This is a genomic window from Bacillus sp. RB3 (genome assembly GCF_030164735.1).
Classification (GTDB): Bacteria; Bacillota; Bacilli; order Bacillales; family Bacillaceae_G; genus Bacillus_A; species Bacillus_A cereus.
Window position 1 is genome coordinate 119,396 of sequence record NZ_JASNGE010000007.1, and the last position, 23,531, is coordinate 142,926.

The window sequence follows — 23,531 nt, forward strand, 5'->3', positions numbered from 1 at the left end:
GGTATATTATACAATTCGATTAACGAATAAAACACTACAGAAATAGTGAAAAGGTAAAAAATAGCATTACAATAGTTTGAAAAACTGAAACTTCATATTTTTCGACAATACATACAAAATGTTTTTGTCTTTTCGTATTTCTTAATAATTGAGTTTGATAAGATTGCTCAATTAACTTTTATTATAAAAACTATGAAGGAAGTGATTTTAGTATGGAAACGCTCGAATTGGCACGAATACAGTTCGCATCAACAACGATTTTCCATTACTTTTTTGTTCCGCTGTCAATTGGTTTAGCTTTTATTATTGCGATCATGCAAACGTTGTATGTGGTAAAAGGGCAAGAAGTATATAAGAAGATGGCAAAGTTTTGGACGCAATTATTCCTTATTAACTTTGCAGTAGGTGTAGTAACAGGTATTTTACAAGAATTCCAGTTTGGTATGAACTGGTCAACGTATTCACGTTTTGTAGGTGATGTATTTGGTCCATCACTTGCGATTGAAGGATTACTGGCATTTTTCATTGAGTCTACATTCCTGGGTTTATGGGTATTCGGTGAGGATAAATTACCGAAGCGAATTCACTTAATGTGTATTTGGCTCCTTTCAATTGGAACGATGTTATCAGCATTCTGGATTTTAACTGCAAGTGCATTTATGCAGTCACCTGTCGGGTATGAAATGGCAGCTGATGGTCGTGCGCAAATGAATGATTTCTTAGCCATTATTCAAAACCCACAACTATGGGTACAATTCCCGCATACAATTACAGCGGCAATTGCAACAGGTGCATTCTTTATTGCTGGTGTAAGTGCATGGAAAATTACAAAAGGACAAGAAACTGTAGTATTTAAAAAATCTTTCCGAATTTCTATCATTGTTGGAACAATTACAACGGCGCTTGTATTATTCTTCGGTCATGCACAAGCGCAACAATTAATTAAGACACATCCAATGAAGATGGCGGCAGCTGAAGCGCTATGGAATACAAGTGAGGATCCAGCACCATTTACAGTATTTTCGAAAATTGATACAGAGAAGAAAGAAAATTCGTTTGAAATTCAAATCCCTTATATGCTAAGTCTATTATCGTATGATAAGTTTAGCGGTCAAGTTGAAGGGATGAATCAAATTCAAAAACAATATGAGGAAAAATATGGACCTGGAGATTATATTCCTCCAGTGCATACAATGTTTTGGAGTTTTAGAGCGATGGTAATGAGTGGAACATTCATGCTTCTTCTAGGAGCTTACGGATGGTTCTTATCAAGAAAAGATCGTTTAGCGGAAAAAACGTGGTATTTAAAATTAATGGTGTATGCAATTTCTCTTCCATTCATCGGTAATACAGTAGGGTGGATTATGACTGAAATGGGTCGTCAACCTTGGGTTGTATTTGGTGTAATGAAAACAGAAGATGCTGTATCACCAAATGTAACATTCGGTGAAGTATTATTCTCACTTATTTCATTCACATCAATGTATTTAATTATGGGTGGAATTTGTGTGTACTTATTTGTTCGTACCATTAAGGGCCACAAGAATAAGAAAACGAAAAAGGATTATCAAAGCCATGATCCATTTGATAAGGAGGAAGAGTATGTTATCTCTTAATGAGTTATGGTTTTTAGTTATTGCAATCTTATTTGTTGGATTCTTCGTACTGGAAGGTTTCGACTTTGGGGTAGGAATGGTTTCGAGGTTTTTAGGAAAGAATGATTTTGAAAAACGAGTTTACTTAAATACAATAGGACCGTTCTGGCACGCGAATGAAGTATGGCTTGTTTGTGCTGGTGGAGCCATGTTTGCGGCATTTCCGCACTGGTATGCAACTTTATTTAGTGGTTTTTATATTCCGTTTGTATTTATGCTTCTTGCTTTAATTTTACGAGGTGTTTCCTTTAAATTTCGTGCGAAAATAGATAATCATAAGTGGAAGAGTGCATGGGATTGGGGGATGTTTATTGGAAGTATGTTACCTCCTATCCTTTGGGGAGTTGCGATTGCAAACTTTATGGTAGGTGTACCTATTGATGAGAGTAAAAATGTTGTAGGTGGATTCCTGCAATTACTTCATCCATTTGCGTTACTTGGAGGAGTAATGTTTCTCCTACTATGTATTGTTCACGGATTACAATTTCTTACGATACGTACAACTGGTAAATTGAGAGAACGTGCACGAATTGCTGCAATAAAAATTGCACCATTTTCATTAATTACACTTCTTGTTTTTGCTGGTGTGGGGTTATGGAAAACCGACATTTTCACTGCTCATGGAACAGAATGGATTATGGTGCCAATCGGAGCTTTTGTAGCACTATTAGTGTCCACTTTATTAAATAAAAGAAGAAGAGATGGTTGGGCTTTCTTTATGACGAGTTTAACAATCATTTTACTAAGTGCGAGTGTATTTATCGGTATGTTCCCACGTGTTATGATTAGCTCTTTAGGAGCAATGAATGATTTGACAATTTACAACGCAGCATCAGGAGCTTATGCATTAAAACTTATGACTTACTTTGCGATTGCTATTTTGCCTTTCGTTATCGGAAGTCAAATATGGAGTTATTATGTATTTAGACAACCTGTTAAGTCAGACAACGATTTGGAGTACTAATGAAAAGAAAAAGAGGACTTCCGTCTTATCCCGGTAGCCGTATTTTATATGTAGCGTTAACGATTATTAGTATTTTAGAAGCTTTTAGTATTATTGCGCAAACAATCTTTTTAGCACGAGCTATTACGTTTTTATTTCATGGAGAGACAGTACAAACAATATTAAGTGAAATTGTTTATTTTGGTATCGCGTTTGCAACGCGTCACATAGTAGTTCGAACATCACAAATATTAGTGGAACGTTTTGCTGAAAAAACAGGGTCGTTACTAAGAAAACAACTAATAGAGGCATATTTCACATTAGGTCCAAGGTATGTTCAAACTGTTGGAACTGGTCATCTGGTTACCTTATCAATTGAAGGGATTGAGAAATTTAAAACATATATTGAATTAACGATTCCTAAAATGATTAGAAGTAGCATCGTTCCAGGTCTAATTGTACTATACGTTTTTACGCTAGATATTGAGTCTGGAATCATTTTAGTTGTAACGATTCCTATCGTGATCATATTTATGATTCTTCTCGGATTAGCAGCGCAAAAAATGGCAGATAGTCAGTACGAGATATATCGTGTACTTTCGAACCATTTTGTAGATACGTTAAAAGGTTTAGAAACATTAAAGTATTTAGGGAAAAGTGAACAGCACGAAGGAAAGATTGAAAAAGTAAGTAAAAGGTATAGAAAAGCAACGATGCGTACTTTGCGAGTTGCTTTTCTTTCTTCTTTTGCATTAGATTTCTTTACGAGTTTATCAATCGCGTTTGTGGCAGTTGGATTAGGGATACGTTTAATAGATGGAACGATTATACTATTACCAGCCCTTACAATTTTGATTTTAGCTCCGGAATATTTTCTGCCGATTAAACAAGTGGGAGCAAATTATCATGCAACATTAGATGGACAAATTGCGATGGAGCAAATAGAAGAGATTTTGCAACAACAAAAAAGAATACAAAAGAAAGATTTAAATGAAGATATAGTATGGAATGCCTCTAGTAGCTTGAAATTACAAGACATCAAAGTTAATAATACTGAATCTGAAAAGGCTATATTAGAAGGAATTAATTTTACTTGTGAAGGTAACGGTGCTATTGGTGTTATTGGTGAAAGTGGTGCAGGCAAATCGACGTTAATCGACGTATTAGCAGGTTTTTTATCTCCTTCGAGTGGAAAGATGTTAGTAAATGGTGTAGAAGTTGATGGATCTACTCGTGAAGATTGGCAAAAAAATATCGCTTATATTCCGCAGCAACCTTATATTTTTCCGCTTTCATTAAAGGATAACATTCGTTTTTATGAAACAAATGCAACAGATGAAGAAGTTGAAAGAGTTATTAATGAAGTCGGCCTTCGTTCACTCGTTACATCACTTCCAAATGAGATACACGAAAGAATTGGAGAAGGTGGACGTATGCTAAGTGGCGGACAAGAACAGCGTGTTGCTATGGCGCGTGCGCTTTTAAGTAAAAAACCAATCATTTTATTAGATGAGCCTACGGCACATCTTGATATTGAAACCGAATTTGAAATAAAGCAAGCGATGTTACGTCTATTTAATGGAAAGTTAGTATTTTTAGCAACCCACCGTCTACATTGGATGAAACAAATGGACCATATTCTTATTTTAAATAAAGGGGAAATGAAAGAAAGTGGGACGTATGAAGAACTTTTAGAGAATGAGACATTACATTTTCATAGGGAAGAGAGGGGAGAGAAATGAGTAACTGGGTTAAACCTTATATAAAACAAAATAAAGGTAGAATGACTTTAACTATTTTCCTTGGTCTTCTTGGAGTTAGTTCAGGAGCGATGTTACTTTTTATTTCAGGTTATTTGATCTCAAAATCTGCCCTTAGACCAGAAAATGTAATGGCTGTATATGTTCCTATTGTTGCAACAAGAGCGTTTAGTATAGGGCAAGCTGTATTTCATTATATAGAGCGCTTAGTCGGACATGATGTCGTACTACGTATATTAGAAAAAATGAGAACGAGGCTATATAGAATAGTAGAACCACAGGCGTTATTTTTCCGTTCTCGATTTCAAACGGGTGATATGTTAGGAGTGTTAACCGAAGATATAGAGCATTTGCAAAACCTATATTTACGTACAATATTTCCTAGCATATTAGCGCTAGTTGTTTATAGTATCTTCGTACTTGTTATCGGTGCATTTGATTTTGTTTTTGCACTTATTGTAGGTTGTATGTTAGCTATTATCGTTTTTCTTCTTCCGTTTGTATCATTACTTTTGATGAAGAAACATCATGTTACTTTAAAGCAAGGAAGAAACCGTTTGTATCAACAACTGACAGATGCTGTTTTTGGATTATCCGATTGGCAAGCAAGTGGTCGTAAAGATGAATTTATTAATGAGTATGTAAAACAAAATGATCAGTTGTTAAAAATCGAAAAGAGAGTGAAACGCTGGTATCATATTCGGGACAGTATCATTCAATTAGTAGTAGGTATTGTAGTTATTTCGATGATCATATGGACTGGGAATGAAGCGGCAAGTGAACAAATTGCTCCTACAGTTATCGCAGCTTTCGTATTAATGACTTTATCTGTAACGAACGCGCTTATTCCTATTGCAGATGCCATCGATCGAATACCGTCGTATGTAGAATCTACCCATCGTCTTAATGGCGTAGAAAGTGATAGTGTTTTACATGATGAAACGGATTTGCATGGAGAGAAAGATTATATTGAACCAAAACATGTAGATATTGAACTGAATCACGTATCGTATAGTTATCCAGATAGTAATGAGATTGTATTAAAAGATGTATCATTACAAATAAAAGCAGGGAAGAAAATTGCTATTTTAGGGAGAAGTGGGACAGGGAAATCTACTTTACTAAAATTGTTAACAGGGGCGTTAAGCCCAGTAAATGGCCAAGTTGTACTAAATGGTGAACGAGCTAATACGAATCTTTTATCTAAATATATTTCTGTATTAAATCAAAAGCCGCATTTGTTTGATACGACAATTGGAAATAATGTACGAATTGGCAAACCAGAGGCGACGGATGAAGAGATATGGAAAGCTTTAGAGAAAGCACAATTAGCTTCACATGTTACTTCTCTTCCAGACGGATTACAAACAAAAATGCATGAAATGGGAAAGCGGTTTTCTGGTGGGGAAAGACAAAGGGTTGCTTTTGCTAGAACTCTTATGCAAGAAACACCAATTATTGTACTTGATGAACCGACTATCGGTTTAGATCCAAAAACAGAATTGTCTTTAATTGAAACAATGTTTTCTGCAACGGAAGAAAAGACTGTTATTTGGATTACGCACCATCTTGTAGGAATAGAACATGTAGACGAAGTTATATTCCTTGATCGTGGCCAAATTGTCATGCAAGGTAGTCATAAACAACTTCTGAAAGAAAATGAAAAGTATCGTAAACTTTATGAGTTAGATAAAGGAATATAATTTGAATAAGCAATAATTGCAAAAATAGCTACGCCTAATGGTGGAGCTATTTTTTTTGTTAGATTGCAGGTGTATATGATTGTTACGAATTAAAAATGAATTTCATATTATACATATAATGGAGGGGATGTACATGAAGGAACAATATAAAATCATTGTTTTAAGTGATGAATTATCAGGGGATAGGATTCGAAATACGTTAGACAAAAATAAATGTAAAACAATAGTTCATGTTGTGGACGTTTCAGATGTTGTTCGTATAGAAAGTTCTTTTCAATATATAGTCATTTGGAGAGGGGACGCAGAAAAACTTACAAATGATTTGATAAATAGGGGCGTGCAAAGTTCAAAAATTATTAATTTAACAAAATACATGTATGAATGGAAGGATAAATTAATTTCTATCTATCAAATAAATCCGGATCTTATGTCTTTATACATTTCTATGAAAAAAGCAAAGAGTGATCCGACGTATGAATTGTTTGCTACCGGTTTGTCTTATCCGCATTGTGGCATAAGTACGGAGCTTCTCTCAAAAAAGTCAATAAAATTAACACTTCCATCGCAAGATCTATACTATGATTATTTAATAGCGTCACAACTTTTATCAAACAATCATTCATTTCAATATTGTTTAATAGGAATAGCCTATTTCTCGTTTTACTTTGATATGTCGTTATCCTCCGAATCATATAGAATTCACAAAGTATATTATCCATTGTTTCAAGATGGTCATCATACTGTAGTTCACTCTCCTCTACCCACTGATGGATTCTCCCATCTAAATACTCCGAAACCACTTCTTTCTATTTTTAATTTGCATTTTGAATATATTTTATTAGATGAACTAAAAGATGAATCATTGATACTGCCTTGGGTAAATGCTGAATGGAATACTACTCCTCTTCATATTCCTTTTGAAGAACACGGGAAAATAAGAGCAGCTTCACATGCTAAATTGGCGTATCCTCAAACTTTAGTTGAAAATAAAATAATTTTTAAAAAATATTTAGAATTACTGTTAAAAAATGATATAAAACCATTAATTGTTGTATTCCCAGTTACTTCACATTATTTCAATTGTAGTAGTAAGAAATTAAAAGAAGATTTTTATAAAGTTATAAATGATTTTCAAACTCAATATTCTTTTCAAATTATAGATCTATTTGATTCACCATTATTTTGTGATGATGATTTTTATGATAGTGATCATATGAATAAAAAAGGTGCAAATAAAATGTCCGCATTATTAAATATGTTTATTCAGGAACGAAAAGTATGATAATTTGTTTCATGTTTGCATAAAAGTATATAGGCTCCATACAGTTAAAGTAATGTGATTTTTGTGTCGCGTATATAAATAATATGCGAAGAGGTGAGAGAGTTAAAATGAGAACTCGTATTGAAAGAACTGAAGAGGTGGTAGAGCAACTTCCGTTGGTAAGTGTATTAATTCCTACGTATAATCGTCCTCGTTACTTTGAAAAGGCGCTATGTAGTGTGTTAGAACAAACGTACCCTAATATAGAAATTATAGTTGGAGATGACAGCACGAATGATGAAACAGAAAAAGTGTTACAAAAATACTTATGTGATCATTCAAATATTATTTATATAAAAAATAGATCAACTCTCGGACAATTTGAAAATGCGCTAATGTTATTTAATGAAGCGAACGGTGAATATATAAATTTTTTAATGGATGATGATGTATTTCATGTGAATAAAATTGAAAAAATGATGAAGTATTTTTTCGATGATTTAGATAATGAAATTAAGCTTGTAACATCTCATCGTCAAGTCATTGATGATAAAGGGAAAGAGCTACGACATATTTATTCGACTGTCCGTTTATTTGAAGAGGATACCATTATAGCGGGAACAGAATTAGGAAATAAGGTAATTGTGGATCAAAAAAATTATATTGGAGAACCGACAACAGTTTTATTTCGTAAAAATGATTTACAAGAACCGTTTGGGATTTTTGATAAGAGGCGGTATTTATGTAACGTAGATATAGCTTCATGGTTATCTTTATTAAGTAAAGGAAAAGCTGTATATATAGCAGAGACACTTAGTTACTTTCGATTACATCCAGATCAACAGTTAAATGAATCTAATAAAATGATGGATGGGTTAGAAGATTTTTCACACAGTATTATAGCAGGAGAACAATATGGTTTCTTATCCACTGAAAAAGAGTTAGACAAAGCGATAACTAATTTTCTAGATTATGCAAGAAGGATAGTTCCATCATCAATATTATATACATTAGACTATTACCAAAAAATTAGAGCGAAGAAAATAAACATAGAAAAGAAAAAACAACATATAAATAATAATTCTTCTTTACCGAAAGTAAGTATACTTATTCCTGCATACAATAGACCTTATTACTTGGAATTAGCACTCAACAGCGCTTTGAATCAAACATATGAAAATATTGAAATTATTATTTCTGACGACAGTACAAATGATGAAGTCAATGCTATGATTCAACTGTACTTACGTGAATATGAGTGTATTACATATGTAAAAAATGAAACGCCGTTAGTTGCCGAAAACTTTAATAAGTGTGTAGAACTTGCGAATGGGGACTATATAAACTTTTTATTAGATGATGATTTATTTCATCATGAAAAGATCGAGAGAATGATGAAATACTTTTTGGCGTTAGAAAATATTTCATTTGTGACGTCATATCGTGAACTGATTGATGAGAATGGAGAGATATTACCACCTTCAACATTAAATATGAAAATCGCGAAAGAAACTACACTTTTTGAAGGAAAAGAATTAGGGAATTATATGTTAAAAAACTTGAAAAATGTAGTTGGTGAGCCGACAACTGTTTTGTTTAATCGGAATTTGTTTGACGGGAAGTTTGGATATTTTAAAGGAAAGGCTTATTCTGCTATTAATGACATTGCAACTTGGCTAGATATGATGAGGAAAGGAAAAGTAGTTTATATACATGAACCTCTTAGTTATTTTAGACAGCATAGTGGACAAAATCAAAAACAAATGCATTTTATTTTAATGACAATTGAAGAGTGGATTGAATTAATTATAGATGCATATAATAGTGGGTTTTTAAGCTCCGAAAGTGAGTATAAAGAGAGTTTATCTTATTGTTTAGAAAATGCGGGATTTATAGTTAAGGATGCAGTAAGAAATGGCGAACTAGATCAAATTTATAATGAAAAGATAAAAAAAGGCTTAAACAAGTTAGTTGCTCATATGTTCGAGAAAGAATGTTGTTATTGTCAATATTGCAATCAACAATTTGAAAAATTTTCACCTTGGCCAGCACATTATGATTTTCCGAAATATAAATTTGAAATGTGGAATAAAGATACAGGAATATGTCCAGTTTGTAATTCGATGGATCGTGAAAGATTGTACCGTGCGTACATTGAAACGGAAACGGACTTGTTAAATAGAAACTATACAATGCTTCATATTGCACCTGAAGCAAAGTTAAGAGATTGGTTTAACGAGTATAAAAATATTACGTATGTATGTGGTGACTTAGAACCAAAGGATCCATTAATGAAGGAAATTGATGTTACAAGAATTACATATGATAGTAATACTTTTGATGTAATATTATGTAGCCATGTATTAGAACACGTTCCTGATGATGACAAAGCAATGCGAGAGTTATATAGAGTGTTAAAGCCAAATGGATGGGGAATTATTCAAGTACCAATCGTAATGAATGTAGATTTTATTATAGAGAATGAATTAATTGTAACACCACAATTGAGGAAATTAGCTTTTGGTCAAGAAGATCATGTGAGAATTTACAATCAATCGGGATTTATTCAACGATTAATGAATGCAGGATTTAAGGTAGAATTATATAACATAGCGGAAAAACAAGGAATGAAAAGTGCTAGGAAATTTGGATTATCTGAAACAGATATGCTCTATATTGTCCGAAAATGATAGGAAGGAATAGATAGATATGGAGAATATTCCTTTTTTACGTGCTTCAACTGTACCTGTAAGTGAGTATTTGGACGAATTGAAGGAAATTGATACATCTCACATATATACGAATTATGGACCTATAAATCAACGTTTTGAGGAAACAATTATGTCGTCATTTTTTCAAAACAGGGGAGCTGTTACAACAGTAGCAAACGCAACGTTAGGGTTAATGGCGGCTATTCAACTAAAGAAAAGAAGAAAGGGAAAGTATGCTCTCATGCCTAGCTTTACATTCCCTGCGACTGCCTTAGCCGCTATTTGGTGTGGATTGGAACCTTACTTTATTGATATTTCAATAGATGATTGGTATATGGATAAAACCGTACTTTTGGATAAGATAGAAGAATTAAAAGAAGAGGTTGCGATTGTTGTCCCGTACGCCACTTTTGGATCATGGATGAACTTAGAAGAATATGAAGAATTAGAGAAGAAGGGGATTCCGGTTGTCGTAGATGCGGCGCCGGGATTTGGATTAATGAATGGAGGGATGCATTACGGTCAAGATTTTAGTGGAATGATCGTATATAGCTTTCATGCAACAAAGCCATTCGGAATTGGTGAAGGAGGGCTCATATATAGTAAAAACGAAGAAGATATACAACGTATTAAAAGAATGGGGAATTTCGGATTTGATAAAAATCGTGAATGTACGATGATGGGGTTTAATTGTAAAATGTCTGAATACGCAGCAGCTATTGGGATTGCGACTATAAAAAAGTGGGATCAAAAATTAAAAGAACGTACCCGTATTTCTGAATGGTATAAACAGTTGTTACAAAATACTGGGTTAATGAAAAAAGGGTGGAAAGTCCAAAAGACAGAAGCAGTTATTCACCAATTTATGCCTATCATTTGTCCAGAAGAAGTTCGCAACATACAAGTAATTGAAGAACTGAAAAAACAGAAAATAGAAGCTAGATTATACTTTTCACCATCTTGCCACCAACAAGTTCTTTTTAAAAACTATAAGTCGACAGATTTAACAAAAACGAATAAAATAGCAAAACGAATCGTAAGTTTACCTTTATGGGAAGGAATGACGAAAGAACTAGTAGAGCAAATTGTAATCTGTTTAGAGCAGAAGGTGGTGTCGGTAGATGAATAGTTTTTATAGTCAAGAAGAACTAAAGAAAATTGGATTTTTATCTGTTGGGAAAAATGTATTGGTTAGTAAAAAAGCAAGTATATATAATCCGAGTGCTATATCAGTTGGCAATCATGTAAGAATTGATGATTTTTGCATTTTAAGTGGTAAAATCACAATTGGAAGTTATTCGCACATATCAGCGTATACAGCGTTATATGGAGGGGAAGTTGGGATTGAAATGCATGATTTTGCAAACATCTCAGCTAAAACAATCGTATATGCAGTACTTGATGATTTCAGTGGAAATACATTAATGGGGCCAACCGTCCCGAATCAATATAGGAATGTGAAAGCAGAAAAAGTTATTTTAAAAAAACATGTGATTATTGGTGCTAATTCTATTATTTTTCCAAATGTAATTGTAGGAGAAGGTACGGCAGTCGGCGCGATGAGTATGGTAAAAGAGAGTTTAGATGATTGGTATATTTACGCTGGAGTTCCCGTAAGGAAAGTAAAACCTCGTCAAAAAAAGATGCTAGAGTTAGAAATTGATTTTTTAAAAAGCATTTATTCTTAACAAAAAAGAATGAATGCTTTTTATTTTTATCCCGCTATTTACCGATAAAGAGTCGACTGGTGAGGGCTAATTAAAGTTTCACTTTATGATAGAGCAGAGTGTATCTTAACTTATTATGTTTTAAATTTTGCTGACCAAGGCAATACTGAGCCATAGTGAATGTAAAGTTGGAGGGCGAGCGTATATGTTTGATGAGGATGGGATTGTTTTAATTATGGAACCAGCTGATGAAAGAAACTTGAGGAGATTTATTTTTTCAGTGCCAAAGTCAGTGTATGAAAAGAAGGGGCTTACATTACACTATGGAACAGCTATAGGACAAGGGTATATGGATATAATTGAAGATATTATCAGCGTGCATATAGAAATAGATGTTGTAACGATAATAGGGCATGTAAGAGGGTAAATAGCTATTTGAAAAAGGTTATAAACAATTTAGCTAGAAGTTATGTATAGAGAAAATTACAGACAATTATAAGGACGAAGGGGGTCTAAAATGAAAATAAAATCAATTGTATTAGTATTCATAGTTTCAATTGGTTTAATGGGATGTTCAATAGTGGAAGAAGGAAAGAACTCCATAGATTATGCTCAAAAGGCGACAGACTATGTAAATGAAATAAGTGCATTTGCAAATGATGCACCAGCATTAGCAGAAAAGGCCGTTAATGATAGCGAGGCTCGAAAAGAATTAGAAACGAAGCTTAGTGAAATTAAACAAGATATACCCGCATTCAATGAATTAACGCCACCTGATGTAGCAAAGGATCTTCATCAACAAATCGTCGGATATAACGAAAAGTTAAATACGTTAATTGATACGGCGAAGACAAAGATAGAAGAAGGCAAAGTGGATGTAGAGCAATTTAAAAACTCTGAGCTTATGCAGACGGTAGATCAAGTTCGAGATTTGAAAGATAAAGTGCAAAATTTAGGTCAATAGTAAAAAGCTCCGTTTGTGATAAACGGAGCTTTTTGTATAAGTGATTACTTAATAAAATACACCACAACACCCATTAAAATGATAGTATTCCCAATTACTTTTCTTTTCGTTACTTTTTCACCTAAAAAATACCAACCGAAAATTAATATGATGATATAACTTAATGATTCTAATGCAGAGACTTGATTTATTGTCAGTCCCTTTAAGGCGATAATATTGAATCCTGCGTTAAGTACAAATAAAGAGTAACCGATGATTACATATGGATTTACATATTCTTTTAATTTAGAATCATATTGCTGTAAAGTAGCCTTTTTTAATAAAATTTGTGAGTAATTGGCCAATACGATTCCAAAGATCAATAACAACATATAACTATTCATCTTTTGTCACCACCACAATTCCGACGATAATAATAGCCGCACCAAGTAAATGATTCCACTGTATCGTATCTCCAAATAGAACTACTGACCAAAGCATTGACCACAGTATAATAATTCCGCGATGTGAATATGCTTTCGATATTTCGAAATGCTTAATTACTTGTTGCCATAAAATTGCATATCCGAATAAAAGTACAACTAGTCCGAAATAAGCAATAAAAAATGAGATGGAAGCAATGGGAAACTTAGCTGCCCATTTCATGTAAACCACAATGATAGAATATATCAAAAAAGCTACATGTAAAAATACGTAATTTTTAATAGTTGGTTTCATTTATTCACTCTCTTTTACATATAAATATATATCTATCTTTTCCTAATAATAGATATTGGAACGTATTTTGTTTAATCTTTCACATTCCAAATTATATAGTATCATGGCTTTTATTGTAAAACAATAGAAGCTATGCATTCATTTTTTCCAAGGTTCTACAACATGTATCGTTTTATTTGTTGCATCCAACTTTACTTGAATACCGATAGGCATGGTAATCATGGGATGTGTATGACAACAATCGAAGTCAGCTAGAAAAGGAATTCTTTGATTTTGAAGTACTTCTAATAGTATTTCAAAAGGTTTTCGATTTGTACCACAATCATCAAATTGCTCATGTTTTCCAAGAATGATACCTGAAATTTTATCGAATACACCGTTAATTTTAAGTAATGAAAAGCTTCTTTCAATAGTAGCTGCATCTTTTGAATTGTCCTCAATGAAGAGAATGTCGCCTTCTTGAATATGTGGCATATAGGGGCTACCCAAAATTCCTTGTATCGTGTTTAAATTCCCGCCAATAATACGCCCAGTAGCTTTTCCATCAATTACTGAAATCCAATCGTTTGGTCGAAGTTCTTTCTCCTTCGTCTTTTCTTCCCAATTAATAAATTCATCTGACCAAAATAATGGTTGTTTTATATGATAAGGAAGAGAATGATCATGTAGTAAAGTTTCAGCAAAATATTTGTATGTGCAATCAACAAAAGGTTCAAATTCGCCAAAGGAAGGGACGAGAGCTGGTCCATAAAATGTAGGGATTCCTGTTTTGGCGTAAATTGCTAGTAATAAAGCAGTTGCATCTGAATACCCAATCATTATTTTAGGGTTCTTTAGAAAAGCATCATAATCAATATAAGGTAATATTGAATTTGAATTCATCCCACCAATTGTTGACATAATACAAGAAATATTAGGATTTCTTATTAAGACATTTAGCTCCTCAGCACGCTCTTGTATACTACCAGAACGATAAAAATCATATCGACCTGTTAATGAACCTTCTAATATATGAAACCCTTTCTGTTGTAAGTAAGATTTTGCTCGTTCAAATCTTTTTGGAGAAGTGTAGGTTACTGGTGAAGAAGGGGAGTAGATCCCAATTGTGTCTCCGTATTTTAATGATTTTGGAAGTAGCATTTGTATGAATCCCTTCTATTAAATAGTTTATCTCGCTATTTGACGGGTAGCCCGATTGGTGGGGCTGATTAAAGTTTCGATTTATTTACGAGATTTTATTATTGAATATTCTTACGTTTCAATATTGTAAGTTTAACATAAATAAATTAAAATAATCATTGCTGTATATGAATAAATATACCTTTTACCTTGACTATATAAAGGAATTGTTGTTAAGGTTAAATGTGAGTGTATAAAAGGTTTGCTAAAGGAGTTTTGAAATGAATCGGTTAAAATGGGGAAGGATGACAGTCCTATTAGTTATTATTTTAGGGATATGTTGGTTCTTATTCCAAGGAAATCAAAAGAGCATAGCGAATGTAGAGGGACAACCTTTGCAAGTGGCAGAACTACCTAAAGCAGGATTTACTGAAAAAGTAGTCCCGCCAAAGTACATCCCACCAGAAATTAACGCAAAAGCAGCTATGATTATCGATGCGAGTGATGGAGATATTATTTATCAATATAATGAAAATGAAGCTTTTGCACCGGCTAGTATGTCTAAGATGATGACAGCGTATCTCTTACTAGAGAGTATACATAACGGGAAAGTTCGCTGGGAAGATCCAGTAAAAATGAGTGCGAAGGCGGCACAAACAGAAGGAGCGAGAATCCCAGTACAAGTTAATGACACATTAACTGTTAAAGATTTATATCATGCATTAATGATTGAGTCAGCTAATAATTCGGCTGTGGCTTTAGCAGAACATATGGCAAAATCGGAGAAAGATTTCGTTCAGCTTATGGATGCAAAAGCGAAACAGTTAAAAATGTCGGAACATGCTAAATTTGCAAATGCTTCTGGATTACAAGAGCCAGATGGAAGTGAAACAAAAATGACGGCTGGTGATGTAGCACAATTGGCGTATCATCTTATAAAAGATTATCCGGAAATATTAGAAGTGACTCACTTACGCCAAAGTCAGCTAGCATTTAATAATATTAATGTTATAAGCACAAACGACATGTTAAACAAAAATAATAAAAGTTTATATATAGAAGGAATGGACGGACTAAAGACTGGATTTACAGATAGTGCAGGATACTGTTTTACTGGGACTGCAAAGCAAGGTGATAATCGAATTATTACAGTGGTCATGGGGACATCCAGTAAAACAAAACGTTTTACAGAGACAAATAAGTTAATGTCGTATGCATTTGGATTAGTTAATTAAGTAAGTAAAATACGAATCTAGATCGCTACATAAGTAAGACTGTTTGTTGTTACTAATTTTAGATAACAACAAACAGTCTTTTTATTTTAAAAAGGAAAAAGCTTCTAAATATAAGTGTTATTATTTGAGTTTGTTTGTTGCTGTGATATTATAAAGTTATAAGCTTATTAATAATAAGTTTGAGGGGCGTAATATGATATATACATATGAAATAGCCTCAATTGAAAATTGGAGGGAATTATGATGGCAAAAGATTTTTACTCAGCAATTGAAGACAGAAGATCTATTTATGCAATTAGTAAAGAGCAAGTAGTTTCTGATGAGAAAATTCAAGAAGTGATTTATCATGCTGTAAAACATACACCTTCAGCTTTTAATTCTCAAAGTGCTCGCGTTGTTGTTTTATTAGGAGAACAACATGATAAATTATGGGATATTACGAAAGAAACGTTACGAAAAATTGTACCTGAAAATAACTTTGCACCTACTGAAGAAAAAATGAATGCATTTAAAAGTGGTTATGGAACGGTTTTATATTTTGAAGACAGTGAAGTAGTGGAAAGCCTTCAAGCTAACTTTGCATTATATAAAGATAATTTCCCAACTTGGTCTCAGCAATCATCAGGAATGTTACAATTTGCAATTTGGACAGCTTTAGAAATTGAAGGGTTTGGTGCTACGTTACAGCATTACAATCCGCTAATTGATGAAGAAGTGAGAAAAGAGTGGGATGTTCCAGAGAATTGGAAACTTATTGCGCAAATGCCATTTGGTAAACCGGTAGTACATGCTGGTGAAAAAGAATTCCAACCGCTAGAGGACCGTGTGAAAATTTATAAATAATTTAAAAAGGTGAACAGGAATATAACCTGTTCACCTTTTTTTATACGTAATAAGGTTTTTTTTGTCCGGCATTTTTCATCTGATTTTTTAATTCGTTTTTACGTGTTTCAATAGCTGATACTTTTTGTAATGTTATCATTGAAACGAATTGAATAAAAGCATAGTATAGCTCTATGTTTTTTTGTATTGGATCATCTATTATATTTCTCACAAATATGCCTCCTCTTTTTATTCCAATAAAACTCCGCATTAATGGGCAGCCCGAGTGGTGAGGGTTAATAATTAGCGGAGGATGTATAAAACCCTTCCTGATTAAAGTTTCATTTTATAAGGGAATGAAACTTTAATTAATTCGCTAAAATTCTTGTTTATTAAGATATGTATATAATACTATAAATATCCTATAAATTCCATTATAAGAAAAAGAGAACAGTTGATATAGTGTGTGTTTTCTTTAAAGGAGAAATGGCTTTTGTGAAATAAATCTTACAATTCGTCAAATTATTTCAAAATTGTAGATAGTATAGAAATTTAGTTTTCTAAAAATATTATACTATTGATAAATAGAGTGATTTTTGTCATGATGAAAGTATACTTCATGTAAGGAGCTTTATAAGGAAATACATACTTGAGTTTGTATTAGGTTAATAGAATTTTTTATAATAGATAGAAAAGGGATATTTTATATTAAAATATTAAATAGAATGTCGAATTTTCATGCGATATATAAGAAATTTGAAAAAACCATTGCAAAAACACTGTGTTTAATGATAAAGTTCACATGAAGTTCACACAGATTTCACTTTGTTCATTTAAAATGAACTCTGTGTGAAAAATAAAACTCTTGCTAAAAAATGGAACTGGATGAATATTTTACTTTGATAATATTGTAAAGTATTAAAGTTTTAGTTTTTTTTAAGAGGATAGTAGGGAAAGGAAGTAAAGACAACTTATGAAAAAAGTAATTGCAGGTTTAGCAGCAGCTTCTGTAGCTGGCGTTGCAGTTCCAGGAATGGATTCTGCTCATGCACAAGTTTCAAATGAAGCGCTAAAAGAAATTAATGGACAAACTCAAACTCAAACTCAAACTCAAACGACTGTAACTGAAACAAAAACTGTAGAAACAACTTCTGAATTAAAATACACAGTAACTGCTGATGTATTAAATGTTCGTTCAGGTGCTGGTACAGGACATAACGTTATTTCTAAAGTAAAATCAGGCCAAGTGCTACAAGTAGTTGGACAAGAAAATGGTTGGTTCAAAGTAAACGTAAATGGTCAAACAGGTTATGTAAGTGGTGACTTCGTAACGACTGGTGGCAAAACAGGAACGACTGTTCAACAAGGAACAGGTACTTACACAGTAAACGTTTCTTCACTTAACGTACGTACAGGCCCAAGTACATCTCATACAGTATTAGGTTCTGTAAACAAAGGTAAAACAGTACAAGTTGTAGGTGAAGTACAAGATTGGTTTAAAATCAACTTCAATGGTGGAACTGGATACGTAAGCAAAGACTTCGTAACAAAAGGTGGTTCTGCTGTATCTAACGAAACACAACAACCAACTACAAACAACAATACTACAACAGTTCAAACTGGTGGTTCTTATGTTGTTAACACTGGTGCCTTAAAAGTACGTACAGGCCCAGCTACATACAACGCTGTAATCGGTGGAGTAACAAATGGTAAAGTATTAAACGTTACTGGTGCTGAAAATGGTTGGTACAAAATTAACCATAACGGCCGCACAGGTTACGTAAGTGCAGACTTCGTTAAGTTTGTAAAAGGCGGAGTAAACAACGTTACAAATAACAATAATGTTACAAATAACGTTCAACAACCAGGTAAAGACGTACAAAAACCAACAACAGGTGGAGATACATCTTCAATCGCTGGATTCGCTAGATCTTTAAATGGTTCACCATACAGAACTGCTGGTACAACACCTGCTGGTTTTGACTGCAGTGGATTCATTCACTACGTATTAAATCAAACTGGTCATAAAGGCGCTCGTCAAACAGTTGCTGGATACTGGAGCTCTAAAACAAAAACTAGCAATCCACAACCAGGTGATTTAGTATACTTCCAAAATACTTATAAATCAGGTCCTTCTCACATGGGTGTTTACTTAGGAAACGGTCAGTTCATTAGTGCAGAAACAGATGCAACTGGTGTACGTATTAGTTCTGTAAGTAACTCTTACTGGAGCAAGCACCTATTAGGTTACACAAAAGCATACTAAGAAAAAGTAGTTTTATATACTTTTCGTATAGAGAAAAGGCTTTCCAAGGAAACTTGGGAAGCCTTTTTATAGTTGAATAAATTGGAAGTTTAATAGTTTTTATTTTAACTTTCCATTTAAAAATCGATCATATAAGTCATGGAAATAGTTAGGACGAAATAAGTTCGCTGCATGTCCCGCTAACGGTATTTCCTTATATAGAACGTTAGGCAAAATAGATTTTAAATCAAATAGACAAGATTTATAGAGATGATCATGCTCTCCCATTACCCATAGTATAGGGTGAGGAAGTGATTTTAATTTAGATTTTAAATCGAATTCTAACCGATGTCGTAATGACTGGGCAATTATGGATGAATGTAATTGTAATCCGAAACGGTAGTAAATATTTCTTGAAATGACTGCGAACGGATTTGCTTTTAATATACCGCTTGGAAAAATAGTATTTGCGTATTGAGAGAGCCATTTAGAGTATTCATCTCCTCGCTTCTCCCAAAAATTTTGAAATACATTATATAAACGAGAAGGGTTATTGTAATGTCCTCCAATATGACAAATACTTAATACTTTTTCTGGATGCATTTGTGCAAAAATTGTAGAGATGTAACAGCCGTAACTTAGCGCACAAATATGTGCTTTTTTAATACCTTCTTGTTCATATAAGTTTAATAATTGATCTACGAGGCGCTGTAATGAAAAGTCGATTGCTTCTCCTTTATCATCACCGTGACCTAATAAGTCATAAGTTATAATGTTGTAGGAGGCAGAAAATCGTTTTTGCTCTTTTTTGAAGGCGCGACGATTACCAACTAATCCATGAATAAAAATAATTGTTTCCTTTTCAGAATGTATATTTGTTTGCAAAAAGGATACTCCTTTCACTAACTGGAGATTTATATCGTGTTTTAAATTATTTATCTATAATTTACATAGAATAATATTAAGTACCAGGTAATAATATCAGATGTTTATATCTGTTGTAAAGATGAGTTTTTATGTATATTTTGTAAAAATAGAAAAAGTGTGTTTACATTCAGTTTACATTTGTATCGTATTCTAATTTTAGAAAGAACAGTTTTGTTTAACATGAGGAGATGAACAGGAATGGAAGTTAGAAATGAAATAAAGAAAAAAGGGAGTTGGAGGCAGTTTTTACGCCTTATTCAAGATACAAATCCTCCGAAAGGAATTTTAGTTTTTGCGTTGTTAATGAGTTTGCTTTCTACGGGAGCGAGTTTATTTATTCCTATGCTGACAAAAGGATTAGTAGATAATTTTTCGCTTTCTTCAATTAGTGCAGGACAAATTGTTGGGTTAATTGCTTTCTTTGTAATGCAAACTATTGCGGCAGGGTTGTCTATATATTTACTAAATTATATTGGGCAGAAGATTGTAGCGGGACTAAGAGAACGTTTGTGGAAAAAGGTACTTATCTTGCCGGTATCTTATTACGATCAAAATAGAACAGGTGATACGATTAGCCGTATGACGAATGATACAGGTGTTGTGAAAACGTTAATTTCTGAGCATTTGTCAAACTTATTAACAGGTGGTATTTCAATTGTTGGATCGTTAATTGTATTATTTGTTTTAGATTGGAAAATGACTGCGTTACTTTTAACGGTTATTCCGTTGTCTGTGTTAATTTTAGTTCCACTTGGACGAAAAATGTATAAGATTTCAAAAGCGCTCCAAGATGAAACTGCATCTTTTACAAGTGTGTTAACGCAAGTGTTATCAGAAATTCGTTTAGTGAAATCTTCAAATACAGAAAAGAGAGAATATGAAACGGGTAATACAGGTATACAAAAGTTATTACAATTTGGTTTAAAAGAAGGAAAAGTGCAAGCATTAATTTCGCCAGTTATGTCGTTTGTTTTAATGGCACTACTTGTTATTATCGTAGGGTATGGCGGGATGCGAGTTTCTAGCGGTGCATTAACAACCGGTGAACTTGTAGCGTTTATTTTGTATTTAGTTCAAATTGTAATGCCAATGAGTCAATTATCTATGTTCTTTACACAATTCCAAAAGGCAATTGGTGCAACGGAAAGAATTAGTACGATTTTAGAATATGAAGTAGAAGATCATGAAACTGGTGTGAAAGTGACAAATGCTAAGCAACCGATCGTTCTTGAAAATGTACATTTTGAGTATAACGAAGAAGAGCAAGTTTTGAAAAATATTGATTTCACAATTGAATCTGGAAAAGTGACAGCGATTGTAGGACCAAGTGGTAGTGGGAAAACAACGTTATTCTCATTACTGGAACGTTTTTATGAGCCAACTAGTGGCGCCATTAAATTAGGAGAAGAATCAATTACGAGTTATTCATTACAGTCATGGCGACGTCAAATCGGTTACGTATCACAAGATAGTCCGTTAATTGATGGAACAATTCGTGATAATATTTGTTATGGCGTCGAGGGCGAAGTAACGGATGAAGAAATTGAAAAAGTAGCAGCAATGGCATATGTTGATGCATTTATTCATGACTTACCAAACGGTTATGCAACAGAAGTTGGAGAACGCGGTGTGAAGCTTTCTGGGGGACAAAGACAGCGAATTGCCATTGCCCGAGCGTTACTTCGAAATCCGCAAATTCTTATGCTAGATGAGGCGACTTCAAGCTTAGATAGTAAATCTGAGTCTGTCGTTCAAAAAGCGTTAAATAACTTAATGAAAGGCAGAACAACGTTAGTGATTGCGCATAGACTTTCTACTGTTGTAGATGCAGATAAAATTGTCTTTATTGAAAAAGGGAATCTTACAGGTAGTGGTACGCATGATGAATTATTACAGACGCATGATATGTATCGTGAGTTTGCAACGCAGCAATTGAAAATTAAAGAGGGTGCATTATAAAATGAATCATCAGTGGGAAGTTTACTCCACTGATGATTCATTTTTAAACAATATATTAGATGCTGAGTAGAAAGGAAATGGTTCCTTTGATACCTAAAATTTTAATAGTAGATGACGATCCACACATTAGAGAACTCGTTTCTGTATTTTTAGAACGAGAAGGTTTTCAAACATATGAGGCAATTGATGGAGTAGATGCACTTCAGAAAATGGATGACGTAAAAGTCGATATGGTTATTCTTGATATCATGATGCCAAATATGGATGGATTTGATGTATGTTTTGAATTAAGAAAATACTATGATATCCCGGTTCTGATGCTAACTGCCAAAGGGGAAACATCACAAAAAGTAAAAGGATTTCACCTTGGGACAGATGATTATCTTGTAAAACCATTTGACCCTATAGAATTAGTAGTGAGAGTAAAGGCATTATTGAAACGTTACCAAATTACAGTTTCCCAATCGATTCAAGTTGGAAATGTATTATTAAATCGTAAAACATTCGAAGTTACATCTGGAGAACAAACGGTTACATTACCGTTAAAAGAATTTGAGCTGCTCTTTACTTTAGGGTCTAAATCGGGAAGAACTTGTTCGAGAGAGCAATTAATTGAAGAAATATGGGGATATGATTTTGAAGGGAATGAACGTACACTAGACGTTCATATTAATCGGTTACGTGAGAAGTTTCAAGAAGAGCAGTCGAAATTTAGTATTAAAACAATAAGAGGATTAGGGTATCGCTTAGAGGTAAGTAAATGAGAAAAAGAAAACGAATGAGTAAGTTGAAGATGCTGAAAGTATTTGGAGCGGTATTAGCGCTCTTTTCTTTTCTTACTATAATTTGGTCTATCGCATTTTATGTAGTAACTAGTATATTGAATGCTTTTGACGTAAACGTATCGCCGTTTGTTGCCTTTCTAATTAGTAATATGGTCGGTTTTGTATTTATTATTCTTATTTGGACATTGATTGGAATATTAATGAGGCCAAAACGAGAGGCAATGATTTGGACTATTATTGAACCGATACAAAAAATTGCAAAAGGAGACTTCTCCGTAAAAATACGAAATGAAGAAAAGTATGATGGCGAAATTGGCGTGCTTGTAAAAAGTATAAATGATATGACAGATGAACTGAATGCGATGGAGAAAATGAGACAAGAGTTTGTATCAAATGTTTCTCATGAAATACAGTCACCATTAACTTCTATAAAAGGATTTGCTAGAGCACTACAAGACGATAATCTTTCTGAGGAAAAAAGAAAGCATTATCTTACCATTATTGAAACTGAAACAACGAGATTATCTAAACTAAGTCAAAATTTACTAAAGCTAACTCTTTTAGAATCAGAAGAATATATACCAGAAAGAGTGAGCTATCGATTAGATCAACAATTAAAGCAAATTGTGTTAAATAGTGAACCACTCTGGGCTGAAAAAGAAATTGAGTTAGAACTAGATTTAGAAAAAGTACATGTTATTGCTGACCAAGAAAGTATGAGTCAAGTGTGGATTAATTTAATTCATAATAGTATTAAATTTACTCCAAGCGGTGGTACGATTACTATTCAGTTAAAGGAACATGAGACAGTAGTGGAAGTGCGTATCCGTGATTCAGGAATTGGTATATCAGAAGAACAGAAACAACATATTTTTGAGCGTTTTTATAAAGCGGATTCTTCACGAAATCGTGCCTATGGAGGAAGTGGCTTAGGTTTAGCTATTGTAAAGAAAGTAATCGACCTTCATCATGGGGAAATAAAAGTTGAGAGTGAGGAAGGGAATGGAACAGAATTTATTGTGCGTATTCCTAATTATGAAGAAAAATAGTGTAGTGAT

Annotated in this window: 21 protein-coding genes; 16 read left to right on the top strand and 5 right to left on the bottom strand. The window is 33.5% G+C overall.

Features of this window, described 5'->3' with window-relative positions; genetic code table 11:
• Positions 1 to 212: 212 nt before the first annotated feature.
• The 10 genes from cydA (at position 213) to QO049_RS12100 (ending at position 12,664) form a co-directional block, all read left to right on the top strand.
• The gene (gene cydA, locus QO049_RS12055; protein ID WP_000448869.1) at positions 213 to 1,616 is read left to right on the top strand and encodes a cytochrome ubiquinol oxidase subunit I; all 1,404 of its coding nucleotides are present in this window, start codon (positions 213 to 215) and stop codon (positions 1,614 to 1,616) included.
• Positions 1,603 to 2,619, top strand: coding sequence for a cytochrome d ubiquinol oxidase subunit II (cydB, locus tag QO049_RS12060; RefSeq protein ID WP_000950083.1), 1,017 nt, complete (start codon positions 1,603 to 1,605; stop codon positions 2,617 to 2,619). Before cydA ends, cydB begins: the two co-directional genes overlap by 14 nt.
• Positions 2,619 to 4,340, top strand: a complete 1,722-nt coding sequence (cydD, locus tag QO049_RS12065) for a thiol reductant ABC exporter subunit CydD (protein ID WP_246962555.1) — start codon at positions 2,619 to 2,621, stop codon at positions 4,338 to 4,340. The genes cydB and cydD overlap by 1 nt, the downstream gene beginning before the upstream one ends.
• Positions 4,337 to 6,061 (top strand): thiol reductant ABC exporter subunit CydC, encoded by a 1,725-nt coding sequence (cydC, locus tag QO049_RS12070; protein WP_246962557.1) that lies wholly within the window; start codon positions 4,337 to 4,339, stop codon positions 6,059 to 6,061. The genes cydD and cydC overlap by 4 nt, the downstream gene beginning before the upstream one ends.
• Before the next feature lie 133 nt (positions 6,062 to 6,194).
• Positions 6,195 to 7,343 (top strand): hypothetical protein, encoded by a 1,149-nt coding sequence (locus QO049_RS12075; protein WP_000664251.1) that lies wholly within the window; start codon positions 6,195 to 6,197, stop codon positions 7,341 to 7,343.
• A gap of 107 nt (positions 7,344 to 7,450) precedes the next feature.
• Positions 7,451 to 10,012, top strand: a complete 2,562-nt coding sequence (locus QO049_RS12080) for a glycosyltransferase (RefSeq protein WP_246962559.1) — start codon at positions 7,451 to 7,453, stop codon at positions 10,010 to 10,012.
• A gap of 19 nt (positions 10,013 to 10,031) precedes the next feature.
• Complete coding sequence (locus tag QO049_RS12085; RefSeq protein ID WP_000427968.1) at positions 10,032 to 11,162, top strand: DegT/DnrJ/EryC1/StrS aminotransferase family protein; 1,131 nt, start codon at positions 10,032 to 10,034, stop codon at positions 11,160 to 11,162.
• Complete coding sequence (locus QO049_RS12090; RefSeq protein WP_001084184.1) at positions 11,155 to 11,721, top strand: acyltransferase; 567 nt, start codon at positions 11,155 to 11,157, stop codon at positions 11,719 to 11,721. Before QO049_RS12085 ends, QO049_RS12090 begins: the two co-directional genes overlap by 8 nt.
• Positions 11,722 to 11,905: 184 nt before the next feature.
• The gene (locus QO049_RS12095) at positions 11,906 to 12,127 is read left to right on the top strand and encodes a hypothetical protein (protein ID WP_000459099.1); all 222 of its coding nucleotides are present in this window, start codon (positions 11,906 to 11,908) and stop codon (positions 12,125 to 12,127) included.
• A gap of 90 nt (positions 12,128 to 12,217) precedes the next feature.
• The gene (locus tag QO049_RS12100) at positions 12,218 to 12,664 is read left to right on the top strand and encodes a DUF6376 family protein (RefSeq protein WP_000695229.1); all 447 of its coding nucleotides are present in this window, start codon (positions 12,218 to 12,220) and stop codon (positions 12,662 to 12,664) included.
• 44 nt (positions 12,665 to 12,708) lie between these two features.
• On the opposite strand, the gene QO049_RS12105 is transcribed toward QO049_RS12100, so the two are convergent.
• The 3 genes from QO049_RS12105 to QO049_RS12115 form a co-directional block, all read right to left on the bottom strand.
• Positions 12,709 to 13,047 (bottom strand): EamA family transporter, encoded by a 339-nt coding sequence (locus QO049_RS12105; protein WP_001089876.1) that lies wholly within the window; start codon positions 13,045 to 13,047, stop codon positions 12,709 to 12,711.
• Positions 13,040 to 13,381 carry an EamA family transporter gene (locus QO049_RS12110; protein WP_000805132.1) on the bottom strand — a complete coding sequence of 114 codons (342 nt, stop codon included), beginning with the start codon at positions 13,379 to 13,381 and terminating at the stop codon, positions 13,040 to 13,042. The genes QO049_RS12105 and QO049_RS12110 overlap by 8 nt, the downstream gene beginning before the upstream one ends.
• A gap of 138 nt (positions 13,382 to 13,519) precedes the next feature.
• The gene (locus tag QO049_RS12115; protein WP_000926314.1) at positions 13,520 to 14,521 is read right to left on the bottom strand and encodes a S66 family peptidase; all 1,002 of its coding nucleotides are present in this window, start codon (positions 14,519 to 14,521) and stop codon (positions 13,520 to 13,522) included.
• A 260-nt stretch (positions 14,522 to 14,781) separates the two neighbouring features.
• On the opposite strand from QO049_RS12115, the gene QO049_RS12120 reads away from it, so the two are divergent.
• Positions 14,782 to 15,735 (top strand): D-alanyl-D-alanine carboxypeptidase family protein, encoded by a 954-nt coding sequence (locus QO049_RS12120; RefSeq protein ID WP_001080871.1) that lies wholly within the window; start codon positions 14,782 to 14,784, stop codon positions 15,733 to 15,735.
• Between the two features lie 240 nt (positions 15,736 to 15,975).
• Positions 15,976 to 16,578 (top strand): nitroreductase family protein, encoded by a 603-nt coding sequence (locus QO049_RS12125; protein WP_001987122.1) that lies wholly within the window; start codon positions 15,976 to 15,978, stop codon positions 16,576 to 16,578.
• A 40-nt stretch (positions 16,579 to 16,618) separates the two neighbouring features.
• Here the strand turns inward: QO049_RS12125 and QO049_RS12130 are convergent, their stop codons facing one another.
• On the bottom strand, positions 16,619 to 16,789 hold the full coding sequence (locus QO049_RS12130) for a hypothetical protein (RefSeq protein WP_001244278.1): 171 nt from the start codon (positions 16,787 to 16,789) through the stop codon (positions 16,619 to 16,621).
• 741 nt (positions 16,790 to 17,530) lie between these two features.
• Here QO049_RS12130 and entFM point away from each other — a divergent pair.
• Positions 17,531 to 18,823 (top strand): enterotoxin EntFM, encoded by a 1,293-nt coding sequence (gene entFM, locus QO049_RS12135; RefSeq protein ID WP_000755498.1) that lies wholly within the window; start codon positions 17,531 to 17,533, stop codon positions 18,821 to 18,823.
• A gap of 99 nt (positions 18,824 to 18,922) precedes the next feature.
• Here the strand turns inward: entFM and QO049_RS12140 are convergent, their stop codons facing one another.
• A complete protein-coding gene (locus tag QO049_RS12140) occupies positions 18,923 to 19,687 on the bottom strand; it encodes an alpha/beta fold hydrolase (RefSeq protein WP_001194306.1) in 765 nt (254 codons plus the stop codon).
• Positions 19,688 to 19,927: 240 nt separating this feature from the next.
• On the opposite strand from QO049_RS12140, the gene QO049_RS12145 reads away from it, so the two are divergent.
• The 3 genes from QO049_RS12145 (at position 19,928) to hitS (ending at position 23,522) form a co-directional block, all read left to right on the top strand.
• Positions 19,928 to 21,688 (top strand): ABC transporter ATP-binding protein, encoded by a 1,761-nt coding sequence (locus tag QO049_RS12145; RefSeq protein WP_000453861.1) that lies wholly within the window; start codon positions 19,928 to 19,930, stop codon positions 21,686 to 21,688.
• 86 nt (positions 21,689 to 21,774) lie between these two features.
• Complete coding sequence (hitR, locus tag QO049_RS12150) at positions 21,775 to 22,452, top strand: envelope stress response regulator transcription factor HitR (protein WP_000612414.1); 678 nt, start codon at positions 21,775 to 21,777, stop codon at positions 22,450 to 22,452.
• On the top strand, positions 22,449 to 23,522 hold the full coding sequence (gene hitS / locus QO049_RS12155; RefSeq protein WP_142338752.1) for an envelope stress sensor histidine kinase HitS: 1,074 nt from the start codon (positions 22,449 to 22,451) through the stop codon (positions 23,520 to 23,522). Before hitR ends, hitS begins: the two co-directional genes overlap by 4 nt.
• Positions 23,523 to 23,531 lie beyond the last annotated feature (9 nt).

Coding starts and splice junctions, on each gene's coding strand:
- QO049_RS12115 (WP_000926314.1), bottom strand. CDS start 14,521: ATGCTACTTCCAAAATCATTAAAATACGGAGACACAATTGGGATCTAC.
- QO049_RS12075 (WP_000664251.1), top strand. CDS start 6,195: ATGAAGGAACAATATAAAATCATTGTTTTAAGTGATGAATTATCAGGG.
- QO049_RS12085 (WP_000427968.1), top strand. CDS start 10,032: ATGGAGAATATTCCTTTTTTACGTGCTTCAACTGTACCTGTAAGTGAG.
- QO049_RS12110 (WP_000805132.1), bottom strand. CDS start 13,381: ATGAAACCAACTATTAAAAATTACGTATTTTTACATGTAGCTTTTTTG.
- QO049_RS12080 (WP_246962559.1), top strand. CDS start 7,451: ATGAGAACTCGTATTGAAAGAACTGAAGAGGTGGTAGAGCAACTTCCG.
- QO049_RS12120 (WP_001080871.1), top strand. CDS start 14,782: ATGAATCGGTTAAAATGGGGAAGGATGACAGTCCTATTAGTTATTATT.
- QO049_RS12095 (WP_000459099.1), top strand. CDS start 11,906: ATGTTTGATGAGGATGGGATTGTTTTAATTATGGAACCAGCTGATGAA.
- cydA (WP_000448869.1), top strand. CDS start 213: ATGGAAACGCTCGAATTGGCACGAATACAGTTCGCATCAACAACGATT.
- QO049_RS12145 (WP_000453861.1), top strand. CDS start 19,928: ATGGAAGTTAGAAATGAAATAAAGAAAAAAGGGAGTTGGAGGCAGTTT.
- entFM (WP_000755498.1), top strand. CDS start 17,531: ATGAAAAAAGTAATTGCAGGTTTAGCAGCAGCTTCTGTAGCTGGCGTT.
- cydD (WP_246962555.1), top strand. CDS start 2,619: ATGAAAAGAAAAAGAGGACTTCCGTCTTATCCCGGTAGCCGTATTTTA.
- QO049_RS12125 (WP_001987122.1), top strand. CDS start 15,976: ATGATGGCAAAAGATTTTTACTCAGCAATTGAAGACAGAAGATCTATT.
- QO049_RS12090 (WP_001084184.1), top strand. CDS start 11,155: ATGAATAGTTTTTATAGTCAAGAAGAACTAAAGAAAATTGGATTTTTA.
- QO049_RS12100 (WP_000695229.1), top strand. CDS start 12,218: ATGAAAATAAAATCAATTGTATTAGTATTCATAGTTTCAATTGGTTTA.
- cydC (WP_246962557.1), top strand. CDS start 4,337: ATGAGTAACTGGGTTAAACCTTATATAAAACAAAATAAAGGTAGAATG.
- hitS (WP_142338752.1), top strand. CDS start 22,449: ATGAGAAAAAGAAAACGAATGAGTAAGTTGAAGATGCTGAAAGTATTT.
- cydB (WP_000950083.1), top strand. CDS start 1,603: ATGTTATCTCTTAATGAGTTATGGTTTTTAGTTATTGCAATCTTATTT.
- QO049_RS12105 (WP_001089876.1), bottom strand. CDS start 13,047: ATGAATAGTTATATGTTGTTATTGATCTTTGGAATCGTATTGGCCAAT.